Annotated in this window: 18 protein-coding genes; 11 read left to right on the top strand and 7 right to left on the bottom strand. The window is 47.9% G+C overall.

Translation table 11 applies throughout. From position 1 onward, the window contains the following. Positions 1-35 precede the first annotated feature (35 nt). Complete coding sequence (locus IQ217_RS00640; RefSeq protein ID WP_194018543.1) at positions 36-962, bottom strand: homogentisate phytyltransferase; 927 nt, start codon at positions 960-962, stop codon at positions 36-38. A 162-nt stretch (positions 963-1,124) separates the two neighbouring features. On the opposite strand from IQ217_RS00640, the gene IQ217_RS00635 reads away from it, so the two are divergent. The 4 genes from IQ217_RS00635 (at position 1,125) to lexA (ending at position 4,967) form a co-directional block, all read left to right on the top strand. Continuing rightward, on the top strand, positions 1,125-1,802 hold the full coding sequence (locus IQ217_RS00635) for an energy-coupling factor ABC transporter ATP-binding protein (protein WP_194018542.1): 678 nt from the start codon (positions 1,125-1,127) through the stop codon (positions 1,800-1,802). Positions 1,803-1,814: 12 nt separating this feature from the next. Beyond that, on the top strand, positions 1,815-2,819 hold the full coding sequence (locus IQ217_RS00630) for an HD domain-containing phosphohydrolase (protein ID WP_194018541.1): 1,005 nt from the start codon (positions 1,815-1,817) through the stop codon (positions 2,817-2,819). A 322-nt stretch (positions 2,820-3,141) separates the two neighbouring features. Next, positions 3,142-4,137, top strand: a complete 996-nt coding sequence (locus IQ217_RS00620; protein WP_194018540.1) for a succinate dehydrogenase/fumarate reductase iron-sulfur subunit — start codon at positions 3,142-3,144, stop codon at positions 4,135-4,137. Between the two features lie 218 nt (positions 4,138-4,355). After that, the gene (gene lexA, locus IQ217_RS00615) at positions 4,356-4,967 is read left to right on the top strand and encodes a transcriptional repressor LexA (RefSeq protein WP_190595925.1); all 612 of its coding nucleotides are present in this window, start codon (positions 4,356-4,358) and stop codon (positions 4,965-4,967) included. A 247-nt stretch (positions 4,968-5,214) separates the two neighbouring features. On the opposite strand, the gene IQ217_RS00610 is transcribed toward lexA, so the two are convergent. From IQ217_RS00610 to IQ217_RS00600, 3 genes are all read right to left on the bottom strand, one after another. Next, positions 5,215-5,973 carry an amino acid ABC transporter ATP-binding protein gene (locus IQ217_RS00610; RefSeq protein ID WP_190595927.1) on the bottom strand — a complete coding sequence of 253 codons (759 nt, stop codon included), beginning with the start codon at positions 5,971-5,973 and terminating at the stop codon, positions 5,215-5,217. 56 nt (positions 5,974-6,029) lie between these two features. Further along, positions 6,030-7,403: a glucose-6-phosphate dehydrogenase assembly protein OpcA gene (gene opcA / locus IQ217_RS00605; protein WP_194018539.1), complete on the bottom strand. Its 1,374-nt coding sequence runs from the start codon at positions 7,401-7,403 to the stop codon at positions 6,030-6,032. Between the two features lie 69 nt (positions 7,404-7,472). Then, a complete protein-coding gene (locus IQ217_RS00600) occupies positions 7,473-7,610 on the bottom strand; it encodes a hypothetical protein (protein WP_190595931.1) in 138 nt (45 codons plus the stop codon). 11 nt (positions 7,611-7,621) lie between these two features. Here IQ217_RS00600 and IQ217_RS00595 point away from each other — a divergent pair, with 11 nt between their 5' ends. The 5 genes from IQ217_RS00595 to tadA all read left to right on the top strand — a co-directional run bounded on the left by IQ217_RS00595 (position 7,622) and on the right by tadA (position 11,344). Further along, the gene (locus IQ217_RS00595) at positions 7,622-8,779 is read left to right on the top strand and encodes a tetratricopeptide repeat protein (protein WP_194018538.1); all 1,158 of its coding nucleotides are present in this window, start codon (positions 7,622-7,624) and stop codon (positions 8,777-8,779) included. Positions 8,780-8,908: 129 nt separating this feature from the next. Beyond that, positions 8,909-10,372 (top strand): DASH family cryptochrome, encoded by a 1,464-nt coding sequence (locus tag IQ217_RS00590; protein WP_194018537.1) that lies wholly within the window; start codon positions 8,909-8,911, stop codon positions 10,370-10,372. A 9-nt stretch (positions 10,373-10,381) separates the two neighbouring features. Further along, positions 10,382-10,648, top strand: coding sequence for a DUF29 family protein (locus IQ217_RS18760; RefSeq protein ID WP_228023855.1), 267 nt, complete (start codon positions 10,382-10,384; stop codon positions 10,646-10,648). Between the two features lie 18 nt (positions 10,649-10,666). After that, positions 10,667-10,810 carry a hypothetical protein gene (locus tag IQ217_RS18755; protein WP_228023857.1) on the top strand — a complete coding sequence of 48 codons (144 nt, stop codon included), beginning with the start codon at positions 10,667-10,669 and terminating at the stop codon, positions 10,808-10,810. A 39-nt stretch (positions 10,811-10,849) separates the two neighbouring features. Then, positions 10,850-11,344, top strand: coding sequence for a tRNA adenosine(34) deaminase TadA (tadA, locus tag IQ217_RS00580; RefSeq protein ID WP_194018570.1), 495 nt, complete (start codon positions 10,850-10,852; stop codon positions 11,342-11,344). 143 nt (positions 11,345-11,487) lie between these two features. On the opposite strand, the gene IQ217_RS00575 is transcribed toward tadA, so the two are convergent. Both IQ217_RS00575 and IQ217_RS00570 read right to left on the bottom strand, forming a co-directional pair. Next, positions 11,488-11,937, bottom strand: coding sequence for a hypothetical protein (locus IQ217_RS00575; RefSeq protein ID WP_190595942.1), 450 nt, complete (start codon positions 11,935-11,937; stop codon positions 11,488-11,490). Positions 11,938-12,602: 665 nt separating this feature from the next. Further along, on the bottom strand, positions 12,603-13,604 hold the full coding sequence (locus IQ217_RS00570) for an adenosine kinase (RefSeq protein WP_194018536.1): 1,002 nt from the start codon (positions 13,602-13,604) through the stop codon (positions 12,603-12,605). 236 nt (positions 13,605-13,840) lie between these two features. Here IQ217_RS00570 and IQ217_RS00565 point away from each other — a divergent pair, with 236 nt between their 5' ends. Continuing rightward, positions 13,841-14,353 carry a hypothetical protein gene (locus IQ217_RS00565; protein ID WP_194018535.1) on the top strand — a complete coding sequence of 171 codons (513 nt, stop codon included), beginning with the start codon at positions 13,841-13,843 and terminating at the stop codon, positions 14,351-14,353. A 157-nt stretch (positions 14,354-14,510) separates the two neighbouring features. Continuing rightward, positions 14,511-15,365: an ATP adenylyltransferase family protein gene (locus IQ217_RS00560; RefSeq protein WP_194018534.1), complete on the top strand. Its 855-nt coding sequence runs from the start codon at positions 14,511-14,513 to the stop codon at positions 15,363-15,365. A gap of 148 nt (positions 15,366-15,513) precedes the next feature. On the opposite strand, the gene hemE is transcribed toward IQ217_RS00560, so the two are convergent. After that, a complete protein-coding gene (hemE, locus tag IQ217_RS00555; protein WP_194018533.1) occupies positions 15,514-16,566 on the bottom strand; it encodes a uroporphyrinogen decarboxylase in 1,053 nt (350 codons plus the stop codon). Positions 16,567-16,671: the final 105 nt, after the last annotated feature.

Below are 16,671 nucleotides of genomic sequence, written 5' to 3'. Positions count from 1 at the left end.
ACGGAATATTAGGGATTTTAAAAGTAGAAAAATCATCAAAATATAGTCAACTTAAAGGCGGGCAACCAAACGGCTAAAGGATAAAGTAAATATTCCAAGAAAAATAATTTCCAGATGAATTGATAAAAACTGGCAATTTCCCCCTTATCTTCCAAATCCACCCCCCGACTCCGACCCCAAAGTAAGAATAATAAAAGTAAATGGGAGCCAATAAAAACCGGTATATTCAGGGGAAAAACAGTCCATAAGCCCCAAATCACCATGGCAACATAGCAAATAGTCAATAAAATTAGCGTTCCAACAAATACATTTTTTTTGCCGATTTGTAGGGTTAAGGTTTGAATTTTGAATTGTCTATCACCTTCCATATCCGGTACATCTTTAAAGACGGCGATCGCCACGGTGAAAACCAGAATAAATAGGGTCAAAACCCAGATGGGGGTAATCAAGGTAGGGGGGGAACCCAAACCAGTTCTAAAAAATAAAAATAAGCCTAAGTTAACGACCATTCCCCGCACTGTGAGAATACACAGGGCCGCCAGCAGGGAAAAGCGCTTTAACCTCACCGGCGGCACCGAATAGGCCGTGCCAATGACCAAACTAATACTCACCGTTAACCCCAGCCATAGCCCTAATCCCCAGGCGATCGCCAAGGACGTAACGCCACAAAGTCCCACAATCCAACGGCCCTGGGCGAGGGAAAAATCTCCGTTAGCCAAGGGCAAATTCGGCTTATTGATGCGGTCAATTTCCACGTCCCATAACTGGTTTAGGCCGACAATGTAAACATTGCCCAACAGACAAGCCAGCCAAGCGCCCAAAACCAAACCAAGGGAAGCCCAAAAAATAGCTGGAGTGCCTTGCCCCAGCATGGCCAATAGGTACACGGCCCAAACGCTCAAGGTAGTACCAATGATGGTGTGGGGTCGGGAAAAGCGCCACAAAGCTTGGATAGTTGCCATGGCAATAATTTTGAGAAATGAAATCTCTTTGCAGTGTACCTAAACCCACCTAGGCTGAGCCATTTTCCAGACCTAATTTTGAACAGGGGCAAAGTCCGGTGCCCATCGACCTGCTTTGGCTCGGTAACTTAAAATTGGGGTGGCCTATCCCTTCCCATTTCCATGTCTCCCCCTGCCCCCGCCATCGTCGCCCAGGATCTGAGTTTTCAGTGGTCCCCCACCCGTCCCGGTTTACAAAACTGTAGCCTGGCGGTACCCCAGGGCCAATTTTGGATGCTTTTGGGCACCAATGGTAGTGGAAAATCTACCTTATTAAGGTTATTGGCGGGACTCCTCACTCCCCATGGCGGTGTAGTGAAATTGGCAGAGCCCATGGGCTTTGTTTTCCAAAATCCTGACCATCAATTGGTCATGCCCACCGTAGGAGCCGACATTGCCTTTGGTTTGGTCAAAGAAAAACTATCTCCCCAGGAGGTGAAATGCCGGGTTGGGGAAGCCCTCCAAGCAGTTAACTTAGCCGATATGGCCCGCCGACCCATCTACGCCCTCAGTGGCGGCCAAAAACAACGCATTGCCATTGCCGGGGCGATCGCCAGACACTGTTCCGTTCTGTTGTTGGATGAACCCACGGCCCTGCTAGACCGGGACAGTCAACGGGAATTAGTGTCGCAAGTACAAAAACTAGTCCGAGAAAGGGGCATCACCGCCCTATGGGTAACCCATCGCTTGGAAGAGCTAGACTATTGTGATGGAGCTTTTCTGCTGGAAGAAGGCAAAATTGTGGCCCAAGGAGACCCCAAACCCCTTGAGCAGAGGATGATGAACAAGACCGCAGTTTAACCCTGGCTATCCGTGAACCAAATTTCTCCCCTCCGTATTTTTTTGCTGGATGACCACCCCTACAGTCGCATTGCTAGCGCCGACCTTTTACGTTTGAACAACTACCAAATCATTGAAGGGGAAACCACCCAGGGATTTAGTTGTGGCCAAGTGGTGGAACAAGTGGAAAAAGTTGCTCCAGACTTAGTGTTGATGGATGTCAATTTAACCTACCAAAATGGCATCGAATTATGCCAAGCCATCAAACATAGCCCCGCCGGCCAAAATATTCCCGTCATCCTCACCAATGCCATGGATGACCCCCAATGTCGTCTTCGTAGTCGGGCCAGTGGAGCCGATGCCTACTTACTCAAACCCCTGGAGCGGGTAGAACTGCTCAATCAAGTGGATTTGTTGATCCAGAAAAAGAAATTAACGGAATCCGTCGCCCAGATTGAACAGGTTTTGTTTCGTTTAGCGGCGGTGATCGAAGAACGTTACGCTGTTGGAGAAGCTAGCATTACGTGTAGTCAACTGGTGGCGGGTTTTGGCCAATTTCTTGGTCTAGAACAAGGGCAAATCGATGATCTTGTTTTTGCTGCCCGTCTACACGATTTGGGCATGATCCAAGTGCCCGATGAAATTATGCTCAAACAAGGGCCCCTCAACTCCACAGAATTGGACTGTGTAAGGGACCATGTCCATGTGGCGGCCACCATTTTTGAACCCCTGGCTGGGCGCAGGGCTGTGGGGGAAATTATGCGTTATCACCATGAGCGGTGGGATGGCAGTGGTTATCCTGATGGCCTCCAGGGCAAGGAAATTCCACTGCTGGCACAGGTTTTTCAAATCATTGATATTTTCACTGCTTTGACCAATAACCGTCGCTATAAGCAGGCGGTAAATACAGCTCATGCCTTGGAAATTTTACAAGGAGAAGCGCAACGGGGTTGGCGTAACCCAGCAATGGTGGAAAAATTTGTCAATTTTATTAACAAAAATTCCACGGAAGGAAGTTTAGTCCAACAGTTAGATTAGGATCATCATAATTGGGATTGGCGAAAAAATAGCCATTTTTGCCCGTCGAAATCATTCACGACCCTCTGGACATTAACCCTTGGAAAATATGGAAAATACGGCTAATTTGGATTGGATTTTGGGGGCGATCGCCTTAGGCATTTTGGTGGCGGGCTTAGTGATGTTATTGAACGGTGTCAAAAGTCTGGGCAAGTAATTGAGCAATAGCTCTGGTTTTTCCCTGCCCTATTTCCATGGCCCAATCCCCACCCACGGCAATAAATCTTCCACTAAACTTTGAAGTGGAGCCTCGGCCAACATTGCTTTCCCTACGGTGTTTTCTATGCAAGTCCAATTCCAAATTTTGCGCCAAAAACCGCAACAATCTCCCTACCTAGAAAAGTTTGATCTAGAAGTGGAGCCCGGCACTACTATTTTGGAGTGTTTAAATCGGATTAAATGGGAACAGGATGGGAGCTTGAACTTCCGCAAAAATTGTCGCAACACCATCTGTGGCAGTTGCAGTATGCGGGTTAATGGGCGATCGGCCTTGGCCTGTAAGGAAAATGTGGGCAGTGAAACCCAATTGTTCACCCAGGTTAACGAAGCGGGCATTCCGGTGGTGACGGTGGCCCCCCTTGGCAATTTGCCCGTGATCAAAGATTTAATTGTCGATATGCAACCCTTCTGGGATGACCTGCAACGGGTGGAGCCCTACGTTAGTACCCAGGGCCGCAAGGTACCGGAACGGGAATTTCTCCAGACCCCGGCGGAAAGGGAAAAACTCGACCAAATGGGCAATTGCATCCTCTGTGGGGCCTGCTATTCCGAGTGCAACGCCAAATCTGTTAACCCCGATTTTGTGGGGCCCCATGCCCTAGCCAAAGCCCAAAGATTGTTGGCCGACTCCCGAGATGGAGCCACAGCCGATCGCCTCGAAAACTACAACAATGCCACCGCTGGAGCTTGGGGTTGTACCCGCTGTTACCTCTGCAATGAAGTTTGCCCGATGGAAGTGGCCCCCATGGACCAGATTGGCAAAATTAAGTCTGCCCTTCTGGCTAAGAAAACAGCCCAGGATAGTCGCCCAGTACGCCACCGTAAAGTCATGGTGGATTTGGTTAAGGCCGGTGGTTGGGTGGATGAGCGGAAATTTGGTATCTACGTAGTGGGTAATTTTTTCCGGGATCTCAAAGGCATTGCTAGTATTTTACCCCTGGGTCTACGGATGATTGGGAGTGGTAAATTTCCCCTGGCCTTTGAACCTTCCGCTGGCACCAAGGAGGTACGGGGCTTAATTGAACAGGTGCAGGAAGCTGAGAAGATCGGCAATCGCTGAGATTATGGGGGACAACAATAGGGTTTTTCAGGGTAATCACTGATTCCTATTTTTCTTGCCCTCAATTACAGCGGCGATCGCCTTTTAATAACCAAAAATGAGGAAAAATAGGCATAAATGTAAAATTTTGTGTCTTTTTTAGTATGGTTGCCCTGAATGTTATGACTGGGTTTAAAATAGTCCGAGAGTCCTAAATACATTCCTATAGGAGATATTACATGGAACCTCTCACCCGAGCCCAAAAAGAACTTTTTGACTGGTTAGTTAGTTACATTGACGAAACCCAGCACGCCCCCTCTATCCGCCAAATGATGCGGGCCATGAATTTGCGTTCTCCGGCCCCCATTCAAAGTCGGCTGGAACGGCTGCGCAATAAGGGTTACGTCGATTGGACTGATGGTAAAGCCCGCACCCTGAGAATTCTCCACCAAAAACCAAAAGGAGTTTCCGTCATCGGCGAACTCAAAGGCGGTGAACTAGTGGAAGCAGACGCAGAGGAAGTGGAAAAGATTGACTTTGCCCCCCTAATGAAGAAGTCATCGGTTTTTGCCCTCCGGGTAATGAGCAATGACCTCGTAGACGACTTTATTGTCGAAGGCGATATGCTGATTCTCCGTTCTGTGACTGGGGAAGAAGAAATCGAAGATGGGGAGTTGGTAGCTGCCAGCATTAAGGGTGGCAAAATTGCTATCAAACGCTATTACCAAGATGGCACTAAGGTCGTACTTAAGGCCTCCAACAACAAAGGCCCCGGTCAAGAACTGAAAGCCAGTGACGTTGAAATCCAGGGGATTTTAATGGGGGTTTGGCGTAATTTCCAGGCTCTTTAACCAAGCATTACTGGAAAATAGATCAAAAACCACACTAGTAAAAATTTTACTTCTATCCCCAGGCTGGCGATCGCCTTTCGCTGGCCTATTTTTATGGCTACTTAGGCCGGTCACCGGGGCATTCGTCCTAGGCGTTTTGTTTTAAGTCCCCACCATTTTGGGAAAAAGCTAAGGAAAGCAGAAGGTTTGGTTGAAAAATCAACCGTGAAAATACGGAGAACTTAGAAAAAATTGATTACTGAACTAACTAGTTGGACTGAATGCGACTGAGAAATGCCCGCAGGCGATCGCTCTTAGGATTGCGAAAAACTTCGTCGGGGTCCCCCTCTTCTTCAATGATCCCTTGGTTAAAGAAAAAGACTCGATTGGATACTTCGCGGGCAAACTGCATTTCATGGGTCACCACCGCCATGGTCATGCCCTCTTCGGCCAATTGTTTCATCACGTTCAGCACTTCCCCCACTAGTTCTGGGTCCAGGGCACTGGTGGGTTCATCAAATAAAAGAATTTCTGGTTTCATACACAGACCCCTGGCGATCGCCACCCGTTGCTTTTGGCCACCAGAGAGTTGGTCGGGATAATTATCTGCCTTAGTGCCTAAACCCACTTTATCGAGGTAGGTCAGGGCCCGGTCCTTAGCTTCGGCCATGGGAATTTGTAGAACTTTCCGGGGAGCTAACAACAAATTTTGTAGCACCGTTAAATGGGGAAAAAGATTGAAATGCTGAAATACCATGCCCACCCGCACCCGCAATTGCCGCAGATGTTTTTGGTCAATCTTTGCCCCCGACAAATCCACCCCAGTCACCTCTAATTGACCACCACTGATGGGTTCTAGGCGATTGAGGCAACGCAAAAAGGTACTCTTGCCACAACCAGAAGGGCCAATGATGGAAATAACATCCTTAGGGTAAATTTCTCCCGTTACTCCCCGCAGAACCTCGAGGGGGCCAAAGTTTTTTTGTAACTGGTCAAAGGAAATCAACGGAGCAGTGGGGGAAGTCATGGCCGAAGAAGGTTAAGAACGAATTAAGCAAAGGAGGTTAATGGTTCATTCTGCCATTATCCTGCCTGAGACAGTTGTAAAATAGCCAACACGATCGCCATGGATTCATCGTAGAGAGCATCCCGGCCCCAGCGTTGCAGTTGTCGTCCCAGTAATTGCTCCGTATTTTGGTCGTCCAGGGCGGTGACCTGTTGCACCCGGTAATTTTGCGCCCCGCCCCCTGCTTCCATGCGCATACAACCGACGGTACCGGAACAAAGTACTGTGCCGCATTCGGCCTGGGTATTGGTGGAACCCAGTTTGAGACTAATTAAGTCCCCCAGCACCTGCCCCGTATCGGCCAAGGGTAAACCGGCCAGTTCTGCTTCAATGGCCCGTTGGTTGGGGGCACAGAATTGGATTTTGTGAATTTCGTATACTCCTGGTTGGTAGCTATAGCTAACGGGAGTCCACTGCAAACGACTGGCCACCCAGCCCAAATACATCAATGCCTGGGCATGGTTACCCTTTTCATAATCAATGGAAATTTGGTCAATTTCCCCCACCGCAGAACGACGCTCCGGCGGATCGAAGGCTTCCGCTGTCAGCTCCTGCCATGGCGCTAAGCGGCTCCAATTCAAATCGGCGATCGCCTCTGGCTTATTAACCAATTGGGCTAACTGGAACAAATCCTGTTCGGGATTGTTAAAAATACTGGAATCCACAATGATCATGTCCGCATGGGACAATAACCGTTGAAATAACCCATACTCCATTTCTGGGCTAGCTTTCCACCACACATATTTAGGTAGGGTGGGCAACATTAATTCCGTGATCACACCGGTAATGCGCTCCAACGCATCAGAAGTGCCCCGCAGAGTAATGTATTCACAACAAATAAGAGTATTGTGCTGGGTCTTTTGGATAGGACAGTAGGCGGAAAGCTGGGCCTGTACTCCCTGGTCATCCTCCGCAGTCGGGCAAAGGGTAATAATGCGACAGGGGTTAGAAGCGGCAATGGTATCGGCAATGCCACTCCCTTCTAGGTCGGGGGAATAGGGCTTCGTGATCCGTTCAGCGGTGCTGAGTAAATTGCCTTCCCGGTGGGCAGTTTCAAAGGCAGTCTGTAATGCTTGCTTAAATTCTGGGCTAGATAGTCCGGTAACGGCCACCCCCAAAGCTTTTTGGGCCGACTTAATGGCGGCGGTCATACGGGGCCCCGCAATGCCGTCAATGGGGCCAGTGTAGTAACCGAGGGCGGCCAGCAGGGATTGGACCCCATCCGGTTCATACACTAAAAAACTGAACGTGGTGGCCCTAGTAGCGATTAAACCCTCTTCCTGTTGGGCACTGGTTTGCCAAATTTGGGCTAACTCAGACTCGATCGCCTCGAGGGAAACGTCCTTGGGGGCTTGGAGGGAAACGAGGGGAGGGGCTTGGGTGGTACTCATGCAATGGCTCCAATGGAATCGGACTGGGCAATGACGCTGATACTTTACCCCCCATGGTAGTGGCAGTTTTCAAATTGCAACCGGCGATCGCCAAAAATCCAGGGCCAAACTCCGCTGATGTTGACAATCCCTAGGGAGGGGCAAACCATGGCTTAGAATAATTGTCAGTAAATGTCGCCCCCGTAATCCGTCAACAGTGACCGTCACCCCATTTTAGGATGCAGAAATTTTTCCAGCGTATTTGGCAGTGGATCCAACAACTTTTTGCCCCTTTGGTGGGCGGCCCAGGGCCGAGGAGTAAATCCCTCCAGGAACTTCCCCCCCTGAGCGACACTGATTATGAGTTTTTGTTCAATCAACTCTTGGAAGGCATTGCCCACGGTTGGCACGAAGGACGCATTCTCAAATTTTTTCAACAGTTGGACCACCGCTGTCGCCCTAAGCAATGGCTTGACTGGTTAGACCGTTTTCAAACTACAGTGCTGGCTTCCCCTTCCCCCAATTTAGTTTTAGCCGCCCGGATGATGCGTTTGGGGGAATTGGCCCAATCCTTTCCCCAGATTGCCCCCATTGGGGATAAGTCCCAGCGCATTGGCAGGGAGCTGTATGCTAGGCAGTCACCACCCCAGATGGATACGGTGTGGGAATATGATGGCCCGGATTTAGTCTCGGTGGAGCAGGCTCAAGCTGAAGGGCAAATGGAAAGTTTCACCTTTGATGAGTTGGTGCAACGCTTACCCCATGATCCCGCTTTAGTGGCCCATTTTGCCGGATTTTTGGGCATTGAAAGCACCGATCCCCAGGTGATTTTACAGGGGCTGATGGAGAAGTTTAATATTCCCGCTGATATGTTGGTGGAAGCGCTGAATAAAACTGGTGACCAAGATTCTGTCCCCGTTGAGCCGGTAGAAACAGCAGAGATAACGGAGAGTTTTGACTCTGCCACTGAGCAATTGACTGCCAACAATGGCGATGGAGTGGAAGTGGAGTACAGCCAAGGCACGCAACCCCATAGTCCAGAAGACTGGTTCAACCTTGGCATACAGCAGGCCCAAAGAGGAGAACTAGAAGAGGCGATCGCCAGTTGGGGGGAAGCAATTAATCTAAATCCCGACATGACTGCGGCTTGGCAAAATCGAGGTAGTGCCCTGGGGGTAATGGGAAAATTAGCGGAGGCCCTAATTAACTTTGATGAAGCTTTGGCCCAAAATCCGAACAATGCCGAGGTTTGGCTCAGCCGGGGGCTACTACTCGAAGCGATGGAACGCCAAGCAGAGGCCATTCCCAGCTACGAAAAGGCCCTGGCTTTGCAGCCCACCATAGCGGAAGCCCAGGAAAGATTAAATCACCTCCAAACTCCCCCCCAAGATGGTTAAAAGTAGGTAAAACTAACGCACAATTGCCATGGCCACGGTCGATTAAGTCGATTAAAAATAAAGAAAAATAGTTTTCCTTGGTTCAATTTTTAGACCATTTTACCGAGTGGAATTTTTCCCTTTAACCCCATGGCTTCCTCCACCGTTTTGGTTTGGTTTCGTAATGATCTCCGTTTGCATGATCATGAACCCCTCTATCGAGCATGGCGATCAGGTTTGGCAATCGCCGCTGTTTACTGTTATGACCCCAGACAATTTGGCCACACTGCCCAGGGTTTCCCGAAAACGGGAGCTTGGCGGGCTAATTTTCTGCGGCAAGGGGTGCAGAATTTAGCTGAAAATTTGCAGAAAATAGGGAATAAGTTGTTAGTAACGACGGGATTACCAGAGCAAGTAATTCCCCAAATAGCCGAGCGAGTTAACGCTAAAACTGTTTATTATCATCGGGAAGTTACCCAAGAAGAGTTAGATGTAGAGCGCAGTTTGATCAAGGAGTTAGCGATCTTCAGTATACAAGCAGAAGGTTATTGGGGAAGCACCCTTTACCATCCCGAAGATTTACCTTTTTTTATCCAAGATTTGCCGGATTTATTTACCAATTTCCGCAAAAGTGTCGAAAAGAAAAAAATCTCCATTCGTCCGTGTTTTTCTACCCCCTCTCCACTGCCTCCTAGCCCTGATGCTCAACTGACCTTAACTCCGCCACCGTCAGAATTTTTCCCCGCCGCTACCATGGATTCACGCTCTGTTTTAGCTTTCCAAGGGGGAGAAACAGCAGGCTTGGCGAGGTTACAAAGTTACTTTTGGGATGGCGATCGCCTAAAAAGTTATAAAGAAACCCGCAATGGCATGGTGGGAGCGGATTATTCCAGCAAGTTTTCCCCTTGGTTAGCATTGGGCTGTCTTTCCCCCCGGTTCATTTACCAAGAAGTGAAACGCTATGAGCAGGAACGAATTAGTAATGATTCTACCTACTGGTTGATTTTTGAGCTAATGTGGCGGGATTTTTTTCGTTTTGTGGCCCAAAAATATGGCAACAGGTTATTTGATCGAGGGGGATTACTGAACAAAAAATTGCCCTGGCAGCAGGATCAAGTCCGTTTTGAACTCTGGCGATCGGGGCAGACTGGTTACCCTCTAGTGGATGCCAATATGCAGGAATTAAATCTCACTGGCTTTATGTCTAATCGGGGGCGGCAAAATGTCGCTAGTTTTCTCTGCAAAAATTTGGGCATTGATTGGCGATGGGGAGCAGAATGGTTTGAATCTTGCCTAATTGATTATGATGTTTGTAGTAATTGGGGCAATTGGAACTACACCGCTGGCATAGGTAATGACGCTAGGGATTTCCGCTACTTTAATATTCCTAAACAAAGTCAACAATATGATCCCCAAGGGGATTATTTACGCTACTGGTTGCCGGAATTGAAGAATTTACCCGGTGAAAAAATCCACCAACCATGGTTATTATCTGCCACAGAACAAAAACAATGGGGAGTGCAATTGGGAGTAGATTATCCCCGCCCCTGTGTGGATTTTCACCAATCAGTGGAAGCCCGCCGTAAAATTGAACAGGTGGGTGTCATTACTTAGGTTGAGACCATGGAAGAATTATTAGAATTAAGACTATTAGTGCAATCTGGGGAAACCACGGCCGCTCTGGCTTTAATCGATGAATTAGAAACCATGAGCAAGGAAGATAAAATTAATAAAATTTATAGTTATTGCATTGTTTTACTGGTTCATTTGATTAAGCAACAGGCGGAGGCAAGAAGTACTAACTTCTGGGAAGTTTCTATTCGCAATGCCATTAACGCTATCGAGCGCATTAATAAACGCAGAAAAGCGGGGGGCTATTATCTCAGCTAACCAGATTTACAAGAAATTTTGGTTGAAGCCTATGATCGAGCTTTAGATAACGCCTCCCTGGATGCTTTTGGTGGAATTTATGATGCCGTTAACTTAGCAGAAAAAGTAGACCGCGATGCTATTATCAATCAAGCATTAAAATTGATTAATTTCATTGATTAATCCCACAAAAAAATAACTCAAACATAACCAATGGATCAATTGCCTCAACCCCTGCCCACCCATGAAGATTGGATGCAAATGGCGATCGCCTTGGCGGAAGAAGCGGGCAACGAGGGGGAAATTCCTGTGGGAGCAGTGGTGGTCAACTCCATGGGGCAAGTTTTAGCCACCACCCAAAATCGTAAACAACGGGATCAAAATCCCACCGCCCACGCAGAAATTCTGGCCATCCAAACTGCTTGCCATCGGCTGGGCCATTGGCGATTGAATGAGTGTACCCTTTATGTCACGTTGGAACCCTGCCCCATGTGTACCGGCGCCATTATCCAAGCCCGTTTAGGGTTATTAGTTTATGGCACCCCCGACCCCAAAACCGGCACCATCGACAGTGTGTTCGACTTAGCCGCCAGCGCCGCCTCTAATCACCGTCTGCAACGTCTAGGGGGAGTGTGTCAGGAGCAATGCCGTGAACAATTACAAAGTTGGTTTACCCAACACCGAGCCAGAAAAAGACAACAATCCGTCGTTTCCTAAGATCTGGTTTGCTCGTCAAACTGACCCACTAAAGCGACCTCAATTCTGGGGTAATTTTTCCTAGTTTCTCCCCAAACTTATGGAAACTGAGGGCTTTAAAAAGCCTCTTTGAAATTTGCCATTGTCTCCCTATGACTTTCTGCTTACAAGCGTTGGTGGGTGTGGGAATGTTGCTTAACGTTATCTTCAGTTTTCACCACCTTACTGTCATTGAGGATCCGTTTCTTCTCCAAGGAAAAGTTAAACTTATCCCATTTTTCCCCAATGGCTAAATGTTCCTTCGCTTGGGGACGTACCTGGTAAGTCCGGGCCGCTGCGGTGAATCTTTCCACAAAGTCGTCACAGAATTGGGCACTCTGGTCAAAAATGCCCGGTTTGTTAATTTTTTCCCCTGCCAATACTTCCCCCGCTTGCACGGCGATCGCCCATTGGTAAGAAGTGGGCACCTGTTTGAGAATGGCTTCTAGGGCCGCCGAGGGAATAGGTTCAATGATGTCCACCGCATGGAAGTCACCGTCTTCCCGCAAAAAGCAGGTGGCTAAACCAAGTACGCAGTAATCATCGTTAGCTAGGGAGGTGGGAGAAATGGGCATAAACAAGAAGAATTTAGTAATTTAAAACAAACTGAGGTGGATTGCTCCCCCAGTATATCCATTGGGCCCGTCCCTGCCGGAAACGAAGCCGCCTGAAACCATACTAGTTGGGTTTATCTGGAGTAGGACCAAAAAGTCTAATTTCTCTACCTATGCCTGGGCTAAAATCTGGCGATCGCCTGGTTGAATCTTTGGATTGAGCTTGAAAGTGGCACAGAGTGGCTGTGACTAGAATCACCGTTCTCCAGTGACCCATCGGCTTGTTGACCCCCAGTGGGAACCAGATAATGAGGGCAGGATTCAAAAAAGCGGGTGCACAATGTAGCACAGGGCTAGTTTCCGAACCTAATTCAATGGGGACGAAACTGGCCGCTTTTTTTTGCTTTTCCACCAGTACTAATCGCTTTTTTTCTAATCCTTGACCAAGTTACAGGATTTATCGCTCTTTCCTGAGTCTGGGAATCAATCGTTTGGTTTTACTCCATGAAATCCCTACCAGAAAAGAATTTCAGGATTCTTCCAACGTAAAAATACAAAAGCAAGACTTTTTATTAAGTACACAGCTTAAAAGCCTTGCTATCATAGGCTTCTGGGGATTCATTTGAAAATTACCTAACTAGACTAATAGTAGAGCGATATGACTTTGGGAAAATAGTTTTCCTATCTTAAACTGCCTGAACAGACTGTAAAATCTCTTGCAGTGTTGCCGTCGCCAAGCGGGGGCCGTAACAGGTAACTACTCTGGATGCTGTTTCCGATGCCAATTGCCCAGCCTTTTCATAGTCCATGCCGTGGGTTAAACCATATAAAAATCCCCCGGCGTACATATCCCCCGCCCCCACCGTATCAATGGGTTGAACCTTAGGGGTACTAATGGTTAATAAATTCTCGCCATCAAAAATTAGTGACCCTTCTCCGCCCCTGGTGAGGGCAAAGTTTTTGGCAATACTTTTACAGTAGGCGATCGCCTGATTGAGGTCTGAAGTACCGGCCATTTCTAGGGCTTCCGCTTCATTGGCAAACAATAAATCTACCCCTTGTCCTAGCATTTCCTTTAAGCCATCCTGGAAAAATTTGGCCATGTTCGGATCAGATAGGGAGAGACAGGTTTTCACCCCGGACTGTTCGGCGATCGCCTTAGCTTCGATGCAGGCAGCTTTGGCACTAGGGGAGGTGACCAGATATCCTTCCAGATAAAGATATTGGGATTGCCGTAACGCTGGCCAATCCATTTCCGTCACCGACAAACTACCGCTAATCCCCAAAAAGGTGTTCATGGTGCGATCGGCATCGGGGGTGACAAAAACCAAGCATTTACCAGTAATACCTTCCCCAGCGCTTTCATGGTGGGGGTTGGTATCGAGACCACAATCGTTCAAATCCTGGAGATAAAAGGCTCCGGCCTCATCCTTGCCCACTTTGCAGGCGTAAAAACCCGTACCCCCCAGTTGGGCCAGGGCCACCAGGGTATTAGCCGCAGAACCGCCACTGCTTTGTTTGCCGCGCTGTTGGGCCAATTGGGCAATTAGTTCATTTTCCCTGGCTTCTTCCACCAAGGTCATCACCCCTTTATCAATGCCTAGGCTGGCTAACTGCTCTGGGGTAACCTCAAATTCCATATCCACCAGGGCATTTCCCATACCATAGACATCATATTTATGACCCATTGCAACCTCACGGATTCCGCTTCATGACGAATGTTATCCTAGGGCAGAATGGCTTGACTGACAATGGTGAAGGCAATTTACAGGGCAGAAATGATGACGATTAGGGTCAGTTTTCTTCCAAACGGTAGTGATTGCATTGTCTGATTAGCGGTGGGATTAATCACCAACTATGGTGAGACAATTGCTAAAATAAACAATAGTTAAATCAAGATTTGACAAAAATTCTTGGTAAAAATATGCCCACATCTATGTCGGAATGGCATCAGTTTTTGACTTATTTTCCCCTGGATAAAGCCAATTGGAATTTCAAAGCTTCTCAAAATCTGACTGCCCCCTTAATTTTGTACTATTCTGGCGTTTTGCCCGCGACCCCAAGCCTACGACATTTACTCTTAGTTTCCCAACTAAAGGGCACGAATACAGATAGTTTTGGTAATCAATCCATGCCTAGACCACAAATGTTTGACCATGGGGCTAGCCATGATTTCACCATGCTCTATGCCCACGTTGCCGCCCCCCAACGACGGGATTTACTTTTCCATTTTCAGATTAGCGGTTCTGACATCACTGCTAAGCAATTGGCCTACTTTTTTATTGAAGCGTGTGGCAAAGCTGAAGATAATGACCAAATTTACCTTAGCGATCGCCGCCACCGTAATTTCTGGGCCGACTTAGCCCGCACCAAATTGAGCCAACTGAATGTAGATAGTAGCATTTGGGAAGATAATCAGTCTTTACAGGTTGTTTGACGGGTAGTGCTCTCCACTGCGCGGTGTAGGATCAAGGAACGGCTCCAGCAAAATTTCGCCCTTGGCAGTGTTCCCCATGGGCATAATCAGGGGTTTTGCTAATGGTTAATTGTTGTTGCCCTGTGCCAAGAACGTAGTTACCTATTTTTCCCTCACCATGGCTGAATCCTATCTCCTCCCCGGTCAATTGTGGCCCCGTTTACTAGCCCAGAGTGACCACGCCCTCAAAACCGGTGCCCTCCAACCCATCAATACGGCGGTAACTACCCTGGAGGCAGGAGAAATAAATTTTGTAGTACGAATTTTGACCCAAATCCATCGCAAAAAAATTACCACTGAACACCAACATCGCCAGAAAATTAATCCATTTTTGCCCTACGACCCTGATCTATTTGTGGGACATTTTTCCCAGACCCATTTGGGATTACTAAATAAATTCAAGGTAGTAGATCAACATTTATTAATTGTCACGCGGGAGTTTGAAGATCAACAAAATCCTTTGACCCTAGGGGATTTCACCGCGGCGGTGCAGGTATTAAAAGAAAAAGAAGGATTAGTATTTTATAACAGCGGCCCTAAAGCGGGGGCCAGTCAACCCCACCGTCATTTACAATGGATTCCCTTTCCTTTGGTGGAAAATAGTCAAAAATTTCCCCTGGCTGATCATTTTATTCAAGCAAAAAAACTACCCTTCCAAACGGCGATCGCCCCCCTCACCATGGACGTGATTAACCAAGCTGACGGAGGCAAGATTTGCCACCAAATTTATCGGGATATGTTGCAGCAATTGTCATTACAAACCACAGTGGGAGCGAGACCCCACGCCTACAATCTGTTAATGACTAGGGAGTTTTTGGCGATCGTGCCCCGTTCCCAGCAATCCTACCAAGACATTGAAGTTAATGCGTTGGGTTTTGCCGGTGGCTTACTGGTAAAAAATCAACAACAGTTGGAGTTGTTACAACAATTGGGGCCGTGGCAACTACTGCGACAAGTGGGAGTCGAGCAATAATCAAATGATGAATAATCTTGATCCCCCCGCCTATGGGCTTGTCCCCTCATCAAGGGGAGCTAGGGGGGATATTTTTTGATCTGTTGCTGGCATTAATTTAGCGAAGTAGCATTGAAACCACTAAACAAATATCAATAACCAATTGTCATTACAGCAATTGGTCCACTTGCTTAGCCGTTTCAAAGAAGAAGCGGACATTATCCTCTGGGGTACCCACCAAAACACCATGGCCGAGGTTGAAAATATGCCCCCCCTGGCCCGCTTTGCGCACAGTATCTAAAATCCGTTCTTTGATAAAGTCTTGAGAACCAAACAAGACACCGGGGTCCATATTGCCCTGTACTTTCATGGCTTGACCCAGGCGTTGGCGGGCGTCGGCCATGTCCACAGTCCAGTCCACACTGACAATGTCCACCCCGGATTTACCCATGCGTTCCAGAATGCCGGCACTACCGCTGATGTAAAGAATTAACGGTGTATCTGGGTGGGTTTCCTTAACCAGCTTGACTACTTTTTGCTGATAGGGCAGGGCAAAGGTGTCGTAGTCTTGGGGGCTTAGTTGACCAGCCCAGGAATCGAATAATTGCACCAGTTGGGCACCGCAGTCGATTTGGTAACGAACATAAACGGCGATCGCCTCGGCAATTTTATCGAGGAAGCTGTGAAGAATGGCCGGTTCAGAAAAGGCCATTTGCTTAATTACTTTGTAATCTTTGGAGCTTTTGCCTTCAATGGCGTAGGCCGCGAGGGTCCAGGGAGCACCGACAAAACCCAACACGGTGGATTGGTTTCCCACTTCCTGCCGTAAAGTCCCTAGTATGGTTTTGATGAAGGGCAGGCTGGATTCAGGATCTAGGGGATGGAGTTGATCCACCTGGGCTTGGGTGCGGATGGGAGGGTCAATAATGGGCCCTTTACTTTCCACAATGTCAAAGGGAATGCCAATGCCAGGCAGAGGGGTTAGAATGTCGGAAAACATGATCACCCCATCGGGTTGGAAGGCTCGCCAGGGCTGGAGGGAGATTTCGATGGCCAAGTCTGGATTTTCTGACCGCTCCCGGAAGCTTGGATATTTATCCCGCAGATCTCGATAAACTTTCATATAACGGCCAGCCTGGCGCATCATCCACACCGGGGGACGCTTAACTACTTCGCCCCTGGCTACCCGCAGAAGGTAGGGCAAATCATTTGCTTCTGTCATTATTACTCCTAATAAAAATTCTTTGTAAAATCAAGCCTTTGCTAGCTTATCATTTCCCCCGCTGCCTCTAATCCTTGGCGATGGGGGGATTTTTTCTGCTCCCAT

The organism is Synechocystis salina LEGE 00031, from assembly GCF_015207985.1.
Classification (GTDB): domain Bacteria; phylum Cyanobacteriota; class Cyanobacteriia; order Cyanobacteriales; family Microcystaceae; genus Synechocystis; species Synechocystis salina.
This window is presented reverse-complemented; position numbering and strand designations above follow the sequence as displayed.